Source organism: Sinomonas sp. R1AF57, assembly GCF_002224485.1.
Lineage (GTDB): Bacteria > Actinomycetota > Actinomycetes > Actinomycetales > Micrococcaceae > Sinomonas > Sinomonas flava.
In genome coordinates, this window is sequence record NZ_CP022463.1 from 3,293,816 (window position 1) to 3,310,684 (window position 16,869).

Annotated in this window: 21 protein-coding genes and 1 pseudogene; 14 read left to right on the plus strand and 8 right to left on the minus strand. The window is 71.0% G+C overall.

Features of this window, described 5'->3' with window-relative positions; genetic code table 11:
• Positions 1 to 308: 308 nt before the first annotated feature.
• A complete protein-coding gene (locus tag CGQ25_RS15135) occupies positions 309 to 953 on the plus strand; it encodes a TetR/AcrR family transcriptional regulator (RefSeq protein ID WP_208710676.1) in 645 nt (214 codons plus the stop codon).
• 175 nt (positions 954 to 1,128) lie between these two features.
• Here CGQ25_RS15135 and CGQ25_RS15140 read toward each other — a convergent pair whose 3' ends face one another.
• The gene (locus CGQ25_RS15140; RefSeq protein ID WP_208710677.1) at positions 1,129 to 1,704 is read right to left on the minus strand and encodes a hypothetical protein; all 576 of its coding nucleotides are present in this window, start codon (positions 1,702 to 1,704) and stop codon (positions 1,129 to 1,131) included.
• A 192-nt stretch (positions 1,705 to 1,896) separates the two neighbouring features.
• Between CGQ25_RS15140 and CGQ25_RS15145 the strand changes: the two genes are divergently transcribed.
• The 4 genes from CGQ25_RS15145 to CGQ25_RS15160 all read left to right on the plus strand — a co-directional run bounded on the left by CGQ25_RS15145 (position 1,897) and on the right by CGQ25_RS15160 (position 4,183).
• A complete protein-coding gene (locus tag CGQ25_RS15145) occupies positions 1,897 to 2,082 on the plus strand; it encodes a CsbD family protein (RefSeq protein WP_208710678.1) in 186 nt (61 codons plus the stop codon).
• A 46-nt stretch (positions 2,083 to 2,128) separates the two neighbouring features.
• On the plus strand, positions 2,129 to 2,395 hold the full coding sequence (locus tag CGQ25_RS15150; protein ID WP_208710679.1) for a GlsB/YeaQ/YmgE family stress response membrane protein: 267 nt from the start codon (positions 2,129 to 2,131) through the stop codon (positions 2,393 to 2,395).
• A gap of 158 nt (positions 2,396 to 2,553) precedes the next feature.
• Entirely contained in the window at positions 2,554 to 2,742 is a 189-nt protein-coding gene (locus CGQ25_RS15155) for a CsbD family protein (RefSeq protein ID WP_208710680.1), read from the plus strand.
• Between the two features lie 130 nt (positions 2,743 to 2,872).
• Entirely contained in the window at positions 2,873 to 4,183 is a 1,311-nt protein-coding gene (locus tag CGQ25_RS15160) for a PLP-dependent aminotransferase family protein (RefSeq protein WP_369802238.1), read from the plus strand.
• Between the two features lie 76 nt (positions 4,184 to 4,259).
• Here CGQ25_RS15160 and CGQ25_RS15165 read toward each other — a convergent pair whose 3' ends face one another.
• Together CGQ25_RS15165 and CGQ25_RS15170 are read right to left on the minus strand one after the other, a co-directional pair.
• Positions 4,260 to 5,810 (minus strand): S8 family serine peptidase, encoded by a 1,551-nt coding sequence (locus tag CGQ25_RS15165; protein WP_208710681.1) that lies wholly within the window; start codon positions 5,808 to 5,810, stop codon positions 4,260 to 4,262.
• 120 nt (positions 5,811 to 5,930) lie between these two features.
• Positions 5,931 to 6,611 (minus strand): NUDIX hydrolase, encoded by a 681-nt coding sequence (locus CGQ25_RS15170; protein ID WP_208710682.1) that lies wholly within the window; start codon positions 6,609 to 6,611, stop codon positions 5,931 to 5,933.
• 45 nt (positions 6,612 to 6,656) lie between these two features.
• Between CGQ25_RS15170 and CGQ25_RS15175 the strand changes: the two genes are divergently transcribed.
• A complete protein-coding gene (locus CGQ25_RS15175; RefSeq protein WP_222703659.1) occupies positions 6,657 to 8,195 on the plus strand; it encodes a multicopper oxidase family protein in 1,539 nt (512 codons plus the stop codon).
• 96 nt (positions 8,196 to 8,291) lie between these two features.
• Here CGQ25_RS15175 and CGQ25_RS15180 read toward each other — a convergent pair whose 3' ends face one another.
• Together CGQ25_RS15180 and CGQ25_RS15185 are read right to left on the minus strand one after the other, a co-directional pair.
• Positions 8,292 to 8,801, minus strand: coding sequence for a DUF3817 domain-containing protein (locus CGQ25_RS15180; protein ID WP_255405366.1), 510 nt, complete (start codon positions 8,799 to 8,801; stop codon positions 8,292 to 8,294).
• An 84-nt stretch (positions 8,802 to 8,885) separates the two neighbouring features.
• Complete coding sequence (locus CGQ25_RS15185; RefSeq protein ID WP_208710684.1) at positions 8,886 to 9,824, minus strand: NAD(P)-dependent oxidoreductase; 939 nt, start codon at positions 9,822 to 9,824, stop codon at positions 8,886 to 8,888.
• 32 nt (positions 9,825 to 9,856) lie between these two features.
• Between CGQ25_RS15185 and CGQ25_RS15190 the strand changes: the two genes are divergently transcribed.
• Together CGQ25_RS15190 and CGQ25_RS15195 are read left to right on the plus strand one after the other, a co-directional pair.
• The gene (locus CGQ25_RS15190; protein WP_208710685.1) at positions 9,857 to 10,333 is read left to right on the plus strand and encodes a 2'-5' RNA ligase family protein; all 477 of its coding nucleotides are present in this window, start codon (positions 9,857 to 9,859) and stop codon (positions 10,331 to 10,333) included.
• 9 nt (positions 10,334 to 10,342) lie between these two features.
• Complete coding sequence (locus tag CGQ25_RS15195) at positions 10,343 to 10,738, plus strand: VOC family protein (RefSeq protein ID WP_208710686.1); 396 nt, start codon at positions 10,343 to 10,345, stop codon at positions 10,736 to 10,738.
• On the opposite strand, the gene CGQ25_RS15200 is transcribed toward CGQ25_RS15195, so the two are convergent.
• Positions 10,739 to 11,197 (minus strand): hypothetical protein, encoded by a 459-nt coding sequence (locus CGQ25_RS15200; RefSeq protein ID WP_208710687.1) that lies wholly within the window; start codon positions 11,195 to 11,197, stop codon positions 10,739 to 10,741.
• Positions 11,198 to 11,236: 39 nt separating this feature from the next.
• A complete protein-coding gene (locus tag CGQ25_RS15205) occupies positions 11,237 to 11,902 on the minus strand; it encodes an NADPH-dependent F420 reductase (RefSeq protein WP_208710688.1) in 666 nt (221 codons plus the stop codon).
• 91 nt (positions 11,903 to 11,993) lie between these two features.
• Between CGQ25_RS15205 and CGQ25_RS15210 the strand changes: the two genes are divergently transcribed.
• The 5 genes from CGQ25_RS15210 (at position 11,994) to CGQ25_RS15230 (ending at position 14,452) form a co-directional block, all read left to right on the plus strand.
• The gene (locus CGQ25_RS15210) at positions 11,994 to 12,482 is read left to right on the plus strand and encodes a MarR family winged helix-turn-helix transcriptional regulator (RefSeq protein WP_255405367.1); all 489 of its coding nucleotides are present in this window, start codon (positions 11,994 to 11,996) and stop codon (positions 12,480 to 12,482) included.
• Positions 12,483 to 12,568: 86 nt separating this feature from the next.
• Positions 12,569 to 13,117 carry a carboxymuconolactone decarboxylase family protein gene (locus CGQ25_RS15215; protein WP_208710690.1) on the plus strand — a complete coding sequence of 183 codons (549 nt, stop codon included), beginning with the start codon at positions 12,569 to 12,571 and terminating at the stop codon, positions 13,115 to 13,117.
• Between the two features lie 11 nt (positions 13,118 to 13,128).
• A complete protein-coding gene (locus CGQ25_RS15220; protein WP_369802239.1) occupies positions 13,129 to 13,905 on the plus strand; it encodes an SDR family NAD(P)-dependent oxidoreductase in 777 nt (258 codons plus the stop codon).
• A gap of 61 nt (positions 13,906 to 13,966) precedes the next feature.
• The gene (locus CGQ25_RS15225; RefSeq protein ID WP_208710691.1) at positions 13,967 to 14,116 is read left to right on the plus strand and encodes a hypothetical protein; all 150 of its coding nucleotides are present in this window, start codon (positions 13,967 to 13,969) and stop codon (positions 14,114 to 14,116) included.
• 54 nt (positions 14,117 to 14,170) lie between these two features.
• Positions 14,171 to 14,452 carry a YciI family protein gene (locus CGQ25_RS15230; protein WP_208710692.1) on the plus strand — a complete coding sequence of 94 codons (282 nt, stop codon included), beginning with the start codon at positions 14,171 to 14,173 and terminating at the stop codon, positions 14,450 to 14,452.
• 21 nt (positions 14,453 to 14,473) lie between these two features.
• Here CGQ25_RS15230 and CGQ25_RS15235 read toward each other — a convergent pair whose 3' ends face one another.
• Positions 14,474 to 15,109, minus strand: coding sequence for a TetR/AcrR family transcriptional regulator (locus CGQ25_RS15235; protein ID WP_208710693.1), 636 nt, complete (start codon positions 15,107 to 15,109; stop codon positions 14,474 to 14,476).
• A gap of 84 nt (positions 15,110 to 15,193) precedes the next feature.
• Here CGQ25_RS15235 and CGQ25_RS15240 point away from each other — a divergent pair.
• Positions 15,194 to 16,867 (plus strand): annotated as a pseudogene (locus CGQ25_RS15240) (amidase); the annotation flags it as partial.
• Between the last annotated feature and the right edge of the window lie 2 nt (positions 16,868 to 16,869).

A 16,869-nucleotide genomic window follows, 5' to 3' on the forward strand; every position in this document is an offset into this window, starting at 1 on the left:
CGCGGGGCCTCCTGCGGGGCCTCCTGCGGGGCCTCCTGGGCCGCCCCGGCCCCGCGCGGGGCATCCCCGCGGCCGCCGGCCAACACCTTCAGACGAGCCTTCGACTCACTCACAGCGCCATCCTCCTTGCCGCCGCACACGCGGCGTCCCGGTCCTTCCGGCCGGCCCGGCCCCCTGCCCGTTCCCGGGCCCCGGGGTCCTGGCCGGTTCTGTCCAGTTCCGTCCAAACGAGACAGACCTGTCTGTCCCGCTAGGAAGAGTTATACAAGTAGACAGACCTGTCTGTCTAGAGTGCTACTATGGATCGCATGGACGGTCGAGATCACGGCCGGGCACAAGTGGCTCAGCGCCCCGCGGCTCGCGAACGGATCCTGGAGACGTCCTACGAGCTCTTCGCCAGGCGGGGCGTGAGGGACGTGGGTGTCGACGAGATCATCGCGCGCTCGGGCGTGGCGAAAGCTACTTTCTACCGGCATTTTCCATCGAAAGAAGCCTTGGTCCTCGCCTACATGGACCGCTGGTACCGAACCCGGCACGACGCGATCGAAGACGCGATCGCACGCAGCCACACACCTGATGACGCGCTGCTGGCGGCCTTCAACGTCCTGGACGACTGGTTCAGCCGCGGCGCCGCGGAGGTCAACACGTTCCTCCACGTCATGATCGAGATGGGACCCGAGCACCCACTGGGCCGGGCCGCGATGGGACACCTCGCAGCCATCCGCAGGCGGCTTGCCGCCCTCGCGGAGGCCGCCGGGCTCGACGACCCCGAGGGATTCGCCTGGTCATTCCACATCCTGACCAAGGGCGCCATGGTCGCTGCCATCGAAGGCGACCGGCTGGCGGCGACCCGGGCACGAGGACTGGCGCGTATCCTCATCGATCTCCATCGGCCCGACTGGGCCGAACGGGTCTCTCGGGACCAGGCGCAGATGCACGACGTCGGGCGGTAGCTGGAGGCTCCACCGGCGTCGTGCTTCTCTGGCCGAGCAGTCGTGCTTCTCTGGCCGAGCAGGGGTCCAGGAGGGGTCCGCGCCAGAAACCGAGGAAGGGGCCGGAGCCGGTTCGCCGGTCCCAGCCCCTTCCTCGCCCTTGGGCAATTCGCGCTCAGGAGCCTGGGGAATCGCCTCAGGGCTTCTCGCCGTCAGGATGCAGCGGATCCTTCGAGTCGGGCGGGAGCGCCACCGGGGCATAGGGGTCCTCGGGCGCGCCAGGCTGGGGCGAGTCAGGGTCCCGCGGCGGCCCGTCGGGGGCGTCGGGCTCCCCGCCGCCCGGAACAGCCGGACGTTCGATCGGGTCGCGGTCCGGATCCCTCTCCGGTCCGCGGTCCCTGTCGCTGGGCTGATCGGCCGGCGGCCCGCTCAGCCGGCCGGATCCAGTCTGCGTGCCGAAGGGGTCGAGGCCCGGCTCGCGGCCCGGGGGCTGTGGAGCGCCTGGCGGCTGCCCCGGCACGGGACCCCCGGGTGAGGGCTGGCCCGGCTGCGGGATGGGCTCCGCGTCGGGATCGATGGGCGGGAAGGTGCTCGGCCCGGGCTCGGGACCTCCAGGCTCAGGCCCGGGCTCGGGAGGCTGGCTGGGCGGCTGCGGCTCCGGCGGGATGGAGGCCGCGTTCCCGGCCGCCGCCGTGCTGACCGTGACCGTGCTGTCGGCCTCGGGGCTGACTGAGACGGCAGCTGCCGTCGTATCCATCGTGAGAGGCTTCATGCCTCCTTCTTTCCCCGTGGGGGATCCACCACACACTGGGCCGCCATCCTGCAGCTCATCCTGCAACAACGTTTGTTTGGCTCAGCCAGCGTTCGGGAAACACAGGTCTGAGCGCCGGGGTGCTCCAGAAACCTCGGGCTGCACAACCCAAGGAGGGGCAGATTGCCCCTCGTTCAGGGAGGAGAAACGGCTATGGGTCTGGGAGACAAGTTCGAGAACAAGGCCGAAGAGCTCAAGGGCAAGGCCAAGGAAGGCGTCGGAGACGCCACCGACAACAGGGATCTTGAGGCCGAGGGCAAGGCTGACCAGGGCAAGGCCGGGGTCAAGCAGGCCGGCGAGCACATCAAGGACGCTGCGAAGGACGTGACAGGCCACTGATCTGTCGCTTCACTGACGTCAGGACTTCACGAGAAGGAGCAACACCTTGGGCATTCTCGCATTCCTCATCCTCGGGCTGATCGCCGGAGCCATCGCGAAGGCCATCATGCCGGGCCGGCAGGGCGGCGGCATCCTCATCACGATGCTTCTCGGTGTCGTCGGCGCCATCTTGGGCGGCTGGATTGGAAGCGCGGTCTTCGGGATCGGCCTCCAGGAGTTCTGGAGCATCCAGACGTGGCTGGTGGCGATCGTCGGCTCGATCATCGTCCTGGCAATCTACGGGATGGTCACGCGTCGTCGTCATCACGCCTGACCGCAACAAGACCGCGACTGGCCTGATCGCCGCTGGGCTCGACCAGGAAAGCGCGAATGACTACGGCGGCGCACCCTCCCCCCGGGTGTGCCGCCGTTGTCGTATCGCCGTCGTCGCACCGTGAGTGGGAAGCTCAGATCAGAGGGAAAGGAGAAGCCATGGGCCTCGGAGACAAGATCCAGAACAAGGCCACCGAAGTCACCGGCAAGGTCAAGGAGAACGTCGGCAGGACAACCGACAATCCGGACCTGGAAGCCGAGGGACAGGCGGAACAGGCCAAGGCCGGGCTCAAGCAGGCTGGCGAGCACATCAAGGACGCTGCGCGGGACATCACCGGACGCCACTGACGCTGACGCCAGCCACCCACCGCGGCGACGCCCCACGCTCGGGTGCGTCGCCGCCGTCGTGCGCGCGTGAAAAAGCTCAACTAGACAACAAGAGGTGCATATTCGACAACATGCGGGCTAGGATGTGTGTGTGACTTCACAGGACATCGCCGCCTCGCGGCCTGCGGAGCTCGGGGACGAGCTGACCGCCGAGACCCAGACAGCCCTTGAACGTGCGCAGGCGAGCCACCGGCACGAGGCCCTCTTCTCGGAGCGCGCCTACAACATCAAGCAGTCCGCCGTGCGGGACGTCTTCGACATCTCGATCCAGCCCGGGCTCGTCTCGCTGGCCGGCGGTTCCCCGAGCCTTTCGAAGCTGCCGCTCGAGCTCGTCGCGGAGACGGCCTCGCGAGTAATCGTGGAGCACGGCGTGGAGGCGCTGCACTACGGCGGCGGAAAGGGGACCTTGGCGCTGCGCGAGCTCATCTGCGAGATCATGGCCGAGGAGGGGATCGTGGGCGCTTCGGCGGAGGACGTCGTCGTGACCACGGGATCCCAGTCCGCGCAGGACATCGCGGCGAAGGTCTTCTGCAACCCGGGCGATGTGGTGCTCGTCGAGGACCCCACCTATGTCGGCGCGCTCAACACGTTCGAGGCCTACCAGGTGCAGGTCGAGCCGGTCTTCATGGACGACGACGGGCTCATCCCCGAGCACCTCGAATCGCGCATCGCCGAGCTCGAGGCGGAGGGCAAGCGCGTCAAGCTCCTCTACACGATACCGAGCTTCAACAACCCGTCCGGGATCACGCTTGCGGCAGAGCGGCGGCAGCGGATCGTGGACATCTGCAGCGCTCACAACATCCTGGTCCTCGAGGACAACCCCTACGGCATGCTGCGGTTCGACGGGCACCCTCTCCCGCCGCTGCGCGCCGACAACCCGGACGACGTCATCTACTGCGGCTCGTTCTCGAAGATCTTCTCCCCAGGAGTGCGGCTCGGCTGGGCGCTCGTGCCCCGGCACCTGTACCGCCGCTTCTACCTCGCCGCCGAGGCCGTGGTCCTGTGCCCGTCCACGCTCAACCAGCTCATCGTGACCGAGTTCTTCAGGACCTTCGACTGGCGAGGCTACCTCGCGGAATCCCGGGCCACCTACGCCGAGCGGTGCTCGGCTATGCTCGGGGCGCTGGCCGAGCATTTCCCCGCCGAGGCGACCTGGACGACGCCGGACGGCGGCTTCTTCGTGTGGGTCACCCTGCCCGAGGGGATCGACACGTATCCGCTGCTGTACCAGGCGATCGAGGCTGGGGTCGTGTTCATCCCGGGCGCCGCGTTCACGCCGTCGGACGGCACCAGCAGCAAGCTCCGGCTCGCCTTCTCCGGGGTGACGCCAGAGCAGATCCGCGAGGGAGTTTCGCGGCTGGCGCCGGTCATCCGGGCGGCCGTGGAGGCCCGCCGCGGCTGACCCGCCCCATCGACTGCTCCGTAAGTGTCGTTCCGGGCCCCCAAAAGGACACGTACGGAGCAGTCGTTTGGTGGGGCTAGCCGCCGATCGCGGCCAGGGCGTTCACCTGGCCCTTGCCATAGAAGGAGTTGTTGCCGGTCCCGCCGGTGCAGGTCTGCGGCTGCTCACTGTTGTTCCCGGGCACGCCGGCATAGAGGGACATGTCGGTTGGGCACGCGGTGGCATCCGCGGTGTTGGCGATCCGGGCCGCGACCGCGCCGGGGCTCGTGACCCCCGAGCTCACGATGAGAGCGGCGAGGCCGGCCACATGCGGCGAAGCCATGGACGTGCCCTGGAGGTAGCAGTAAGTCGCGCCCGACGCATCGACAACCTTGCGCAGGCACGCGTTCATGAGCGCGGAGGGGTAGGTCGAGAGGACACGGCCATTCACTGCCGACGCCGTGACCTGCCGCGAGTCGCCACCCGGCGCCGCCACGTCGACGACTCCGAGGCCGTAGCTCGAGTAGAACGACTTCAGACCCTTGTTGCCTGTCGCCGAGACCGCCACGACTCCAGGGATCTCCGTTGGCACGACCGCGCACGCATTGGTGATGTCACGGGTGACCGGGGTGGTGTTGTCAGGGCTCGTCTGGTCGTAGACGGGATGGGAGAGGTCGTCCGACTCGTTCCCTGCGGCAGCCACGACGGTGGTCCCCTTGGACTGCGCATACCTGATGGCGCGCCGCTCGGCCTCCCAGATCGCCCGCTGGTCGGGATCGTTCTTGCAGTTGTAGAGCCACGGGTCCACGAAGTAGCTGTTGTTCGTCACCTGGATGCCGTTCTCGGCGGCCCACATGAAGGAGCACACCACGGCCTCGGGGAAGAAGAAGCCCTCCGCGTTCCCGGCCTTGATCCCGGCAAGCTTGACGTTCGGGGCCACCCCGACGATCCCGACGCCGTTCTTCGCGGCCGCGATCGTCCCGGCCGTGTGGGTGCCATGGCCGTTGTCGTCCATCCAGGCCGAGGGGTCGGTGTTCTGGATCCCGTCGACGCACGAGACGCTCTTGGAGAAGTCCACGTTGGGTGCGAGGTCCGGGTGGCTCCAGTCGAGGCCCGTGTCGATGTCGCCGACCACCACGGACGTGCTGCCGCCGCTGATGGCCCGCGCCTCCGGCGCCTTCATCTGGTCCATGTCCCACTGGAGCCCGGAGAGGGTGTCTGCTCCGGGCGCCGGCGTCGGCGGCTTGATGGGGTCGGCGGCGGCCGCGGAGTCGGCGTCGCCCTTGAGCGCCACGCCGAACGACGCGGTCGAGGACGCCGCGTCGACGCTCGGATCCGCAGCTCGGAGCTTGGACGAGAAGTCCGACGCCGCCGAGCGCACCACAGCGACGCCGATGGCGCTGTAGTCCTGCACGAGCGTTCCCCCGGCCTTGGCGATGGCGGCAAGGGACTTGCCAGCGGCCCTGCCGCCGGACTTGTAGAGCACAAGGTAGTTCTGGCTCCCGGCCTGGGCCGCACTGGGCAGAGCGGTCGGCGACGTCCCCGCCGTCGTGCCCGAGGGCGCTGCGATGGCCGGGAGGGTGCCGGCGAGCGCGATGCCCGCGGCCAGGCCCGCGCACAGCGCGGACCTGCGGATGGATCGGTGCATGATCTGCCTTTCGTCCCGCCGGAAGCGCGGGTGCGCGACGCTTCCGGCCCTACCTCCGCCCCGGTGGCGCCGGGACACGAAATGAGACTAGTGGCGCAGGTCATACTTGAAAAGAGTCATTCACACTTTACTGCGTTCGTAACGCCAGGGCAGGACGTCGATCCACAGCCGGTGACGGGCCTCCCCTACCGCCGAGGCGTCCTCGTACTGGGCGTCGCCGGACCACATGACCGCGCGCACGCCGTCGTCCCCGCGCAGGGGATGGCTGAAGTACCGTTCGAAGCCGTCGCCGCCGGCCCGCGCCAGCGCCTCGTCGACGCCTCGAGCCCCGAGGAGCCTGTGCAGCGTCAGCCAGGTGGGCGGGACGAGCACGACACCGCCGGCGCCGTGCCGCTCGAGCGCCGCCTCCGGCGTCATCCACTCGCACCCCACGTGCTCGCCGGGGTTGAGCACCACGTCCCCACCCGGATGGCCCGCGAGGAAGAACCAGGTGCGCAGCCGCTTCGGCGCCCCGATCGGCGGAATCCAGTGGGAGAGCGGGACGAGCCCAGTCGGCTCGAGCACGAGCCCGGTCTCCTCGAGGGTCTCGCGCACGGCCGCCCGGCGCAGCCCGGCCTCGCCGTCGCCGTCCTCGGGGTCCACCTTCCCGCCCGGGAAGACCCAGGCACCCGCGAACGAGCCGGAATGGGGCCGCTCGAGGAGCAGGACCTCGACTCCCGCCGTACCGTCGCGGAGCACGACGACGGTCGCGGCCTCCCCGACGATGGGCGACTCGGGGGTCTCGTCCAGATCAGATGCCATAAGGCCCAATGTAGCCGTCCGCTCACGCGGCCTACCCTAGAAGGCGTGCCCCTTTCCCGCCGCCACTTCCTGCGCGCCTCCGCGGCCGCAGTCGTGCTCGCTCCCCTCGCCCCGTCCCTGGCAGCCTGCGCCGCCCCAGAGGACGTCCCGAAGGTCGAGTTCGGCGCGAAGCTGCCGGTCCCGCCGCTCGACGCCGGCACGGTCGACTCTGCGGGTGGGTCCCCCGTGAGGACGTTCCATCTGGCGCCACAGGCGGGCACCCACGAGTTCGTCGCCGGCAAGGCGGCCGACACCATGGGCTACAACGGCGCCTACCTCGGCCCCACGCTGCGGGCGTCACGGGGCGAGAAGGTCCGCGTCGTCGTCGAGAACCGGCTCACCGAGGAGACCACGGTCCACTTCCACGGCGTCCAGCTGCCGGCCGCGGCCGACGGCGGACCGCACGCCATGATCGCCGCAGGTGCCACGGCGTCCCCCGAGTGGACGTTCGACCAGCCCGCCGCGACGCTCTGGTACCACCCGCACCCGCACGGGAACACCGAGAAGCAGGTGGGCCTCGGGCTCGCGGGGCTCTTCCTCGTCGACGAGGCGGCGCCGCCCTCGTGGGGCGCAGCGACCCTCCCCCACGAGTACGGGGTGGACGACATCCCGCTCATCGTCCAGGACCGCCGCCTCGACTCGAGCGGCAGGATCACCTTCGACCCGTCCGGCAACTCGATCGGCACCCTGGGCAACTCGATCGCCGCCAACGGGGTCCTCGGCGCCGTCCTGCCCGTCACCACCCAGCGCGTGCGGCTGCGCATCCTCAACGCGAGCGCGGGCCGCTGGTTCCGGTTCGGCTTCGCGGACCACCGCCGGTTCCACATGGTCGCGTCCGACGGCGGCCTGCTCGCCGCGCCGCTCGAGCTCGACGCCGTGCAGCTCTCCCCCGCGGAGCGGGCCGAGATCGTCGTCGAGATGGCGCCCGGCGAGTCCGTCATGCTGAAGTCGTTCGCGCCGGACCTGGGGCGGGTGAACCCCGCGGACGCGTTCGGCGGCGGGCGCGAGTTCGACGTCGTGCGCCTGGACGCCGCGACAACCCTGACGCCGTCGGCCGCGCTGCCCGCGGCGCTCGCCGAGCTGGCCGCGCCGCCGGACACCCGCGTCGCGACGTCCCGGTCCTTCACGTTCAGCGGCCGTCAGATCAACGGCAAGACCATGGACATGAACAGGATCGACTTCACCGCCGCGCCCGGCGGCGCCGAGGTCTGGTACGTGGACAACGTCAACGCGTTCCAGCACAACCTGCACATCCATGGGGTGCAGTTCCGGCTGCTGGACATCGACGGCGCGGCGCCGCCCCCCGAGCGCGCGGGCTGGAAGGACACCATCCCGCTGATGCCGCGCGAGCGGAACCGGCTCGCGTTCCGCATGCCGAGGTATGCCGACTCCCAGTACCCCTACATGTTCCACTGCCACCTGCTCACGCACGAGGACCAGGGGATGATGGGGCAGTTCGTCGTGGCCGACGGGAGCGCGCCCGCCGCAGCCGCGGGTGCGGCTGGGTCAGCAGGCGCTGGGACGGGCTCCCAGCACGCCCACTAGGTCCACGCTGTCACAATCTGCACAACTCACGGCGCAACGGGCCCGTTTCGAGCCGAATGGGCGCGCGAATGATGTAGATCTGCACGCCCAGGCGCGTCACCGGCCCCACTGGGTCGGAGGGCCGAGGAACAGCAGCACCGCCACGATCGCCGCGACCGCCACAGCCAGCCCTGCCGCGAGCGCGACCGGGTGGGCGAGCAGGGCACGCAGGACGCCGCTGGCCCACGAGCTGTCGCGGGGGTCATCCGTGCGCTCGCGGCGCCACCCACCCTCGAGGTGGCCACGGCGTTCGAGCCAGCGGTCGAACGGGTATGTCGCATACGGCACGACCGCGGTCGCGACCGCGCCGACGATCCGGCCCAGGGGCCAGTGCTGGTTCACGCCGACGAGGGCCGCCGTCACCGCATAGGAGACGAAGACAACCCCATGGACCATCCCTGCGACCTGGACCGGCCAGTCCCCCACCTTCAGCGCGTACTTCAGGACCATGCCGAGGATGAGCAGGGTCCAGGTCGCCATCTCGGCGAGGGCCAGGGCGCGGTAGAGGGATCGAGGCGTAGCGGCGATGCCGGCGCCGGTGGCCCGGTCCGTATTCAGGGAAGTCACCCTTCCATCCTCGCAGGCGACCCACGACGCCGGCCTCCACCTTTCGGCTGATCCTCGCCGGCCGCGGCCGGTGCGGCGCGGGCGTCAGTACCCCGCGGCGGCGTCCACAAGCCCCTCCAGCTCCCGGCCCTCGGCGAACCGGCGGACGTTCTCGGCGACGCGCTCCCCGAGGAGCGGCCGGATCATCTCGATGGTGTCCGCGGCGTGCGGGGTGATGATGGCGTGCGGCTCGTCCCAGAGCGGGTGGCCGTCCGGGAGCGGCTCGGGGTCTGTGACGTCCAGGGCCGCCCCCGCGATCGTGCCGGCGCGCAGGGCCTCGACGACGGCGTCGGTGTCCACGAGCCCTCCGCGGGCGATGTTCACCAGGATCGCGGTCGGCTTCATGCCGGCCAGCTCGTCCGCGCCGATGAGCTTCGACGTCCCGGACGTGAGCGCGGCGGCGACCACCACGACGTCGGCCTCGGGCAGGAGGTCGGCGAGGCGGTCCGCTGTGGTCGTGCTCCTGGCGCCGGGCACGGGGGCCGCGGTGCGCCGCACGACGTCGACCTCGACGTCGAAGGCCCGGAAGAGCCGCAGGATCTCCAGGCCCACCCCGCCGGCGCCGATCACGACGGCGCGGAGCCCGTGCAGCGACGTGCCGGTCGCGGGCGCCCAGGAGCGGGCGCGGATGCGCGCGGGCAGCTCGCGCAGGAGAGCGAGGGTGAGCGCGAGGGCGTGCTCGGCGACAGGCTTGGCGTAGGCGCCCTTCGCGCTCGTCCACACCTTCTCGGGGTGCGCGGTGAGGGCGTCCGCGTAGGCCTCGATCCCGGCGGAGGGAAGCTGGACCCAGCGTACGGACGGGGTCGCGTCGAGGACCGCCTTGAGCTCGTGCTTGGGGTTGCCGTGGTCCAGGACGAGGACCTCGGGATCCCCGTCGAGCCCGACGACGGCGCCTCCGCCCGCCTCGATCGCACGGGTGAGGAAGGGAAGCGGCTCGCCGTGGACGGCGACCCGCACCGGAGCGGAGGGAGTCTGTGTGGTCATAGGGCCAGACTAGAGGCGCCTACGATCGATGCGTGCACCGCTTCGCGATCGTCCTGCCCCTGACGCCCATGGCCGTCGGCGAGCGCTACGCGGTGCGCGACTGGCCGCTGCACATCACGGTCATGCCGGTCTTCTCGACCTGGGCGGCCGCGGCGCAGCTCGCGGACAGCATGGCCGCCGTCGCGGCGCGCACCGCGCCGATCGAGGCGTCCGCGGGAGCGCCGGAGCTCTTCGGCCCGAAGCACGACACCCCGGTTGCCCTCGTCGACTCGCCCGCGCTCCGGGCCCTGCACAGCGTCTTCATCGACGAGCTCGACATCCACGTCCCGACCTTCCGCAGGCCGGACTACGCGGGCAACGGCTTCCGGCCGCACATCACGGCCACCAGGCGCGGGGCCGCGTCCGAGGGTGATCCGCTGCGCCTGACCCAGCTCGCGCTCGTCGACATGGAGCCCGAGCCCGGCCAGGGCCGGCCGATGGTGGTCGCCGTCGCCGGCCTCGCGGGGTAGCGTGTGGCCGTGGAGATGCGACTCGAAGTAGTGCAGGTGCCCGTGGCGGACGTCGAGGCGTCGAAGTCCTTCTACATGGAGACGCTGGGCTTCATCGTGGACCACGACGTGGAGCACATTCCGGGCATGCGGGTCGTGCAGCTGACGCCGCCGGGCTCGCCCACGTCGATCGTCATCGGCACAGGGATGACCAGCATGGCCCCCGGCAGCCTCGAAGGCCTCCAGCTCGTGGTGCCGGACCTCGCCACAGTTCGCGCGGAGCTCCGCGGGCGCGGTGCGGAGATCAGCGAAATCCAGAACCTTGGCGGCGTCCAGTTCGCCTACTTTGCTGATCCCGACGGAAACCGCTGGGTCCTCCAGGAAGCGGTCCCGCCCGAGTTCCGCGCAGCCCATGTGGAGGACTGACTAGGCGCTGTCGTCCCGTTCAGGGCGGGTCGATTCGAGCGCCCGCGCGATCCGCGGCTCAAGCCAGAAGACCACAGCCGTGACCGGCAGCCAGGCCCAGCTGACCCACTCCGTCACGGCGTCGGCCGCCGCGTGCGCCTCGTTGGCCATGCCGGCCTTCTCGGCCGCGAGCTGAAGCGGGAGTCCCGCGATGATGCAGAGCGAGAGTGCCACCGTCCCGGCGAATGCTGCGCGCACGAAGACGCCTTGGACAGTCCCGGCGTCCCGCTGGGGCCGGTGGTAGGCCAGGAGGATCAGCAGGAAGGCGGCCCCGAGGACCACCGAGAGGAACGTCCAGTCCCCGGGCTGGGCGAAGAACGAGGCTCCGGCGGCGACGATGGCTGTGGTCAGCGCGCCCGTGTCCACTGTCGCCGGCGCAGTCACCGGACGGGGTGCGTCACCGGCCTCCGAAGTCGTCATCCTGCCATTGTGCGCGGCCCCGTCCGCAGCAGTGAAGGGCTACACCGCTGCCCGGGCGGTGGCACCGGCGGCCGCACGGCCGAGCGCCTCACCCAGCCCGGCGGCGTCGTGCGCGCCGGCGAAGATCTCGGTGCCCGGCTCGAAGGCGCGCCCGGCGGCGAGGGGGCCGGCGTCGACGGCGTCGTACCCGAGCGCCTCGACGAACCCGAGGACGACGGCGCGCGCGGACTCGTCGTCACCGGCGACGGCGAGCGCCCTGCGATCCGGGGCGCCGGCGGGGCGGCCGTCCGACTCGAGGTCGTGGTAGCCGATGTGGTTGAGGGTCTTGACCACCGACGAGCCGGCGAGGAAGTCCTGGACCACCTCGGACGTGCCGCGCCCCGCGTGCATCTCGGGCATGGCGCCGTCGGTGGGCTCCCAGTAGTTCATCGCGTCCACGACGACCCGGCCCGCGAGCGCGGCGGAGTCGAGCGTCCGGTACCTGTGCAGGGGCAGGGCGAGGACCACGAGGTCGGACGCCGCGGCATCGGCGGCAGTCACGGCGAGGGCGCCCGGCGTGATGACCTGGACGATGAGCTCGATCTCCTCGACCGGCTTGGCGGTAGCGATCCGAACCTCGTACCCGGCCTTGAGGGCTTCCCGCGCCAGGGCCGTCCCCACGCGCCCGGCCCCCAGGATGCCGATGGTCCTGATGCGCTGCCCCATGCTGATGCCGCCTCCGATGTACGTTGAACTGCAGATGATCTTTTCAACAGAAGATCTAGGCCGCAACATTCCTGCCGGTATGATGGATCACATGCGCGCCACCGCCCCCGACCTGTCCACGGTTCCCGGCGAGCTCGGGTGGAACCTCGCGATGGTCCTGCGCGGGTACCAGGCGCGCTTCGAGTCGGCGATCGGCGATGCGCCGGGCGGCGTGCGCGGGTTCCAGATCCTCTCGGCCGTGGTCCACCACGACCTGCCGAACCAGCAGGCCCTCGGCGCCCACCTCGCGATCGACCGGACCGTCCTCACCTACCTGCTCGACGGGCTGGCCGACGCCGGCCTCATCGAGCGGATCCCCGCGGCCGGTGACCGCCGCGCCCGCAAGGTCGTGGCCACCGGCGAGGGCCGGGCACAGCTCGCGCGGCTCGAGGAGCGGGTCGCGGCTGCCGAGGCGGCGCTCCTGGCGGGTTTCCCCGCGGACGACGGCGCCGCCCTCCGCGCGCTGCTGGCCCGCCTCGCGCGGGCGGTCCACGCCGCCGACCCGGGCGCCGACCCCTGCGAGGCCGTCGCCTCCTGCTGACAGCCCCCCGGGCTCCACCGGGACGACGGCCGAACGCGAGCCGTTCGGCCCTGTTGGGCAGCGCGGCCCGGTGCAACCCTGATCCCATGGCGCGCATCCGAGTCCACACCCGTGAAGACGTCCCCTCCGAGGCCCGCGAAGCGGTCGCCCAGATCGCCGGCAGCGTGGGCCGCCTGAGCCACATGCTCGGGGAACTGGCCCACAACCAGGCCGTCTTCGGCATCTACCTCGGCAAGAACCAGGCTCTCAAGGACCACGGCACGTTCGACGCGAAGACCCGCGAGGCGATCGCCCTCGCGATGGCCAACCAGAACGGCTGCGAGTACTGCGAGGCGTCCCACACCAGATCGGGCCGGCGGGCGGGGTGGACGGACGAGGAGATGATCGCGATCCGGGCCGGGAAGGTCACGTGGGACCCGAAGCTCTCGGCGATGACCGAGCTCGTCCGCGACGCATCGGCCAACACCGGTGACGTCTCCGACGGGGTCTGGCAGGCGGCCCTGGACGCCGGCTGGACCGAGGACGACCTCGCCGAGGCCTTCGCCCACATCATGGGCAACCTGTTCAACAACTACTTCAACCGCTACGCGCGCACCGAGTTCGACTTCCCGGCCGCGCCCGCACTGCCCGAGTAGGAGGCGCCAGCGTGTCCGCATGGCAGGAAGTCGTCACCCCGGGCCGCTTCCACGGCCAGACGGTCATCGTCACCGGCGCGGGCTCGGGCATCGGGCGCGCGACGGCGCTGAGGGTCGCCAGAGAGGGCGGGCGTGTCATCGCAAGCGACGTGCGCCGGGAGCGCCTCGGGGAGCTGGTCGCCGAGAACCCTGGCCTCGGCCTGGTCCCGGTCGCCGGGGACATCAGCACGGAGGACGCCGTGCAGGCGGTCGTCGCCGCGGCCGGCGGCAGGGTCGACGGGCTCGCCAACGTCGCGGGGATCATGGACCACTTCCACGGGCTGCACGAGCTCCCGGACGAGATCTGGGAGCGGGTCATGGCGGTCAACGTCACCTCGGTCGTGCGCCTCTCGCGTGCCGTGCTGCCCCTCATGCTCGAGGCCGGGTACGGCTCCATCGTCAACGTGTCGTCCGAGGCGGGGCTGCGCGGCTCGGCGGCAGGTGCGGCCTACACTGCGTCGAAGCACGCGGTGAACGGCCTGACGAAGAGCGCAGCGTTCATGTACGGGCGCAAGGGCATCCGGGTCAATGCAGTCGCCCCCGGTGCCACGATCACCCACATCGAGGCGCCGATGGACTCGGAGCTCGCGAAGGAGACCATCGCGCCGCTCTTCGGTGTGGTGCTCCCGCCGGCGGCCCAGGCCGACGAACTCGCAGCGAGCATCACGTTCCTGCTGAGCGGGGACGCGACGAACATCAATGGGGGTCGTCCTGGCCTCGGACAACGGGTGGAACGCGATCTAGCGTGATTGAGCGCCGGCCCAGCGGGAAACAGTATTCAACACCGCCCCGAGGGGCACGACAGGAAGGATGAGGACAGTGAAGCGGCGCGCCGTCGTCCACGAACACCTGCTTGCGTGGTTGCGCGAGCAGCAGGACGAAGAGGCAGGTTCCGACGGTTCGAACGGCTCCGGCAAGACGGACGACAGGGAGTCGTCCCAGCACCGGCGGGCAGCATGAGCTGACCCGCGCGGAGCCGGCCGCCGGACGCCCGGCGAGGGCTAAGATCCCGCCATGGAATCCGTTGTGCTGTACAGGGTCCGCGAAGGAGTCGACCGGGCCCGCATCCTCGAGGTGTACCCGCGGCACCAGGCGTACTACCAGTCCTTCAGTGCCGACGGCGGTGGGCTCGTGGCGCTCGGGCCCTTCCTGACCCCGGACCCGACGGCCTCATCGATGGGCCTCTTCACCTCCCGGCAGGACGCCGAGCGGTTCGTCGCCGGGGACCCCTTCGTCACCGAAGGCCTCGCCGAGCCGCACGTCCTGGACTGGGACCCGGTGCGGTTCGAGCCGTAGCCCGGCGCAGTCGCGGCCGGTTCAGGGCCGGCTCACGTCAGCACCGCGGAACAGGCCCAGCGCGGCAAGCGCAACGTCCACCGCCTTCCGCGCGGCCACGACGTCGAGCTGTCCCGTGAGCCAGCGCCCCGAGAGGCCCTCGACGAGCGCGGTCAGCACGAGCGCGGCCTCGTCTGGCGACCCGGGCGCGACGGACACGTCCTGCGCGCGAGGCGGCTGCCCGGCGTCGTGAGCGTCGCGCGCCTCGGCCACGAGCAGGGCGACCGACTCCTGCCATGACCGTGTCGAGGCGGTGATGGCCTCGGCCTGAGCGGAGTCGAAGACCGCGCTCGCCCGCAGCTCATTCCATGCCGTGGAGCCTTCGCGCACACCGTCCTCGTCGCCGAACTCCGAGTGCAGGAGCGCGCGGAGCCGGGCCTGTGGGGAGCGGATCGAAGCATCCTCGGCCCGCGCGGCGGCGCTCGCGTTGACGAAGTCGAGGGCCGCGCGGAGCAGCCCGTCGCGGTCCCCGAAATGGTAGTACAGCAGGCCGGTCGAGACGCCGGCTTCCTTCGCGACTTCCTGGATGCGCAGCCCGCGCACGCCGGTGCGCGCGATGCACCGGCTGCAGGCAGCGAGGATCCTCTCCCTCGCGTCCTCCGACTTCTCCCGGACCATCCCAACCACCTCCGTCGGCTCTAGCTTAACTGAAAATTCAGTCAGTACACTGTTCGCAGTCCCAGGTTCTGCGAAGGAGCACCCATGACTGCCACCGACGGCCCGTTCCGCCTCCTCGAGGCCTCCATCGACGCCGTCCTCGAAGCCCTCGCGGCCGGGCGCACCACGAGCGTCGAGCTGACAGCCCGCTGCCTCTCCCGCATCGGCGCCCTCGACCGCTCAGGCCCGCGCCTCAACGCCGTCCCCGTGCTCAACCCGGGCGCACTCGAGGAAGCCGCCGCGTCGGACAGACGGCGGCGCGAGGGGTCGGCGGGGCCCCTCGAGGGGGTCCCTTTCACCGTCAAGGACTCCTATATGGTCGAGGGCCTCACGGTGGCCTCCGGGTCCCCGGCGTTCGCGAAGCTCGTTGCGCGGCGAGACGCCTTCACCGTCCAGCGCCTGCGTGCGGCCGGAGCCGTCCTCGTGGGCAGGACCACCATGCCGCCCATGGCTGACGGCGGGATGCAGCGCGGGCTGTACGGGCGGGCCGAGAGCCCCTACAACCCCGAGTACCTCGCCGCGGCCTACGCCTCGGGCTCCTCGAACGGCTCGGGAGTGGCGACGGCGGCGAACCTCGCCGTGTTCGGGATGGGCGAGGAGACCGTGTCCTCCGGCCGGAGCCCCGCGTCGAACAACGCCCTCTGCGCGTACACGCCCTCGCGCGGGATCATCTCGATCCGCGGGAACTGGCCGCTGTTCCCCACGCGGGACGTCGTGGTGCCGCACACGCGCACGATGGCCGACCTGCTCGCGGTCCTCGACGTCATCGTCGCCGATGACCCCGAGGCCCGCGGCGACTTCTGGCGGGAGCAGAGCGTCATCCGGCTCCCGGCGCCCAGCGAGCACCGGCCCGAGGACTACCGCGCCCTGGCTGACCCGGACGCCCTGCGCGGGAAGCGCCTCGGCATCCCGCGCATGTATCTGGGCCGGGATCCGGAGTTCCTGATCCAGGTGCGGCCCTCGGTGCTTGCGCTCTGGGAGGCGGCCCGCGAGCGCCTCGCCGCGCTGGGCGCGGAGGTGGTCGAGGTCGACTTCCCTCTCATCGAGCAGTACGAGGGACGAACGCCCGGCGGCGAGGAACTCGCCCGTCTGGGCGTGCTCCCCGAGGCCTGGATGGAGCGCGAGTTCAACGAGATCCTCGCCTACGGCTGGGACGACTTCCTCCGCGCCAACGGCGACCCGAACTGCTCCTCGCTGGCCGAGGTGGACCCGGACCTCATCTTCCCGATACCGCCGGGGTCGCTGCCGGACCGGTACGAGGAGGTCGCGGACTACGCGGACAGGTACCGCTCGGTGGTCGCGCTGGCGCGGGCGGGCCTGAGCCGGCCGGCGGAGCTGCCGGGCTTCGCAGACGCGCTCCGGGCGCTCGAGCGGCTGCGCAAGGAGCTCTTCGAGGACTGGCTTGTGGCCTGCGGCCTCGACGCCGTCGTGTTCCCGGCGGCGGCGGACGTCGCCCCCGCGTCCGCGGACCTCGAGCCTGCTGCGGCCGACCGCGCCTGGGCGAACGGGGTGTTCTTCTCCAACGGCAACTACGCGCTGCGGCACCTCGGCATCCCGTCGGTCACGGTGCCGATGGGTGTCATGGCAGACATCGGCATGCCGGTGGGCCTGACCTTCGCCGGCGCCGCCTACGGCGATGCCGAGCTTCTGGCCTACGGCGCCGCCTTCGAGGCCGCCTCGCCCGCCCGGCCCGTCCCGGCCCACGCCCCCGCGCTGGCCGC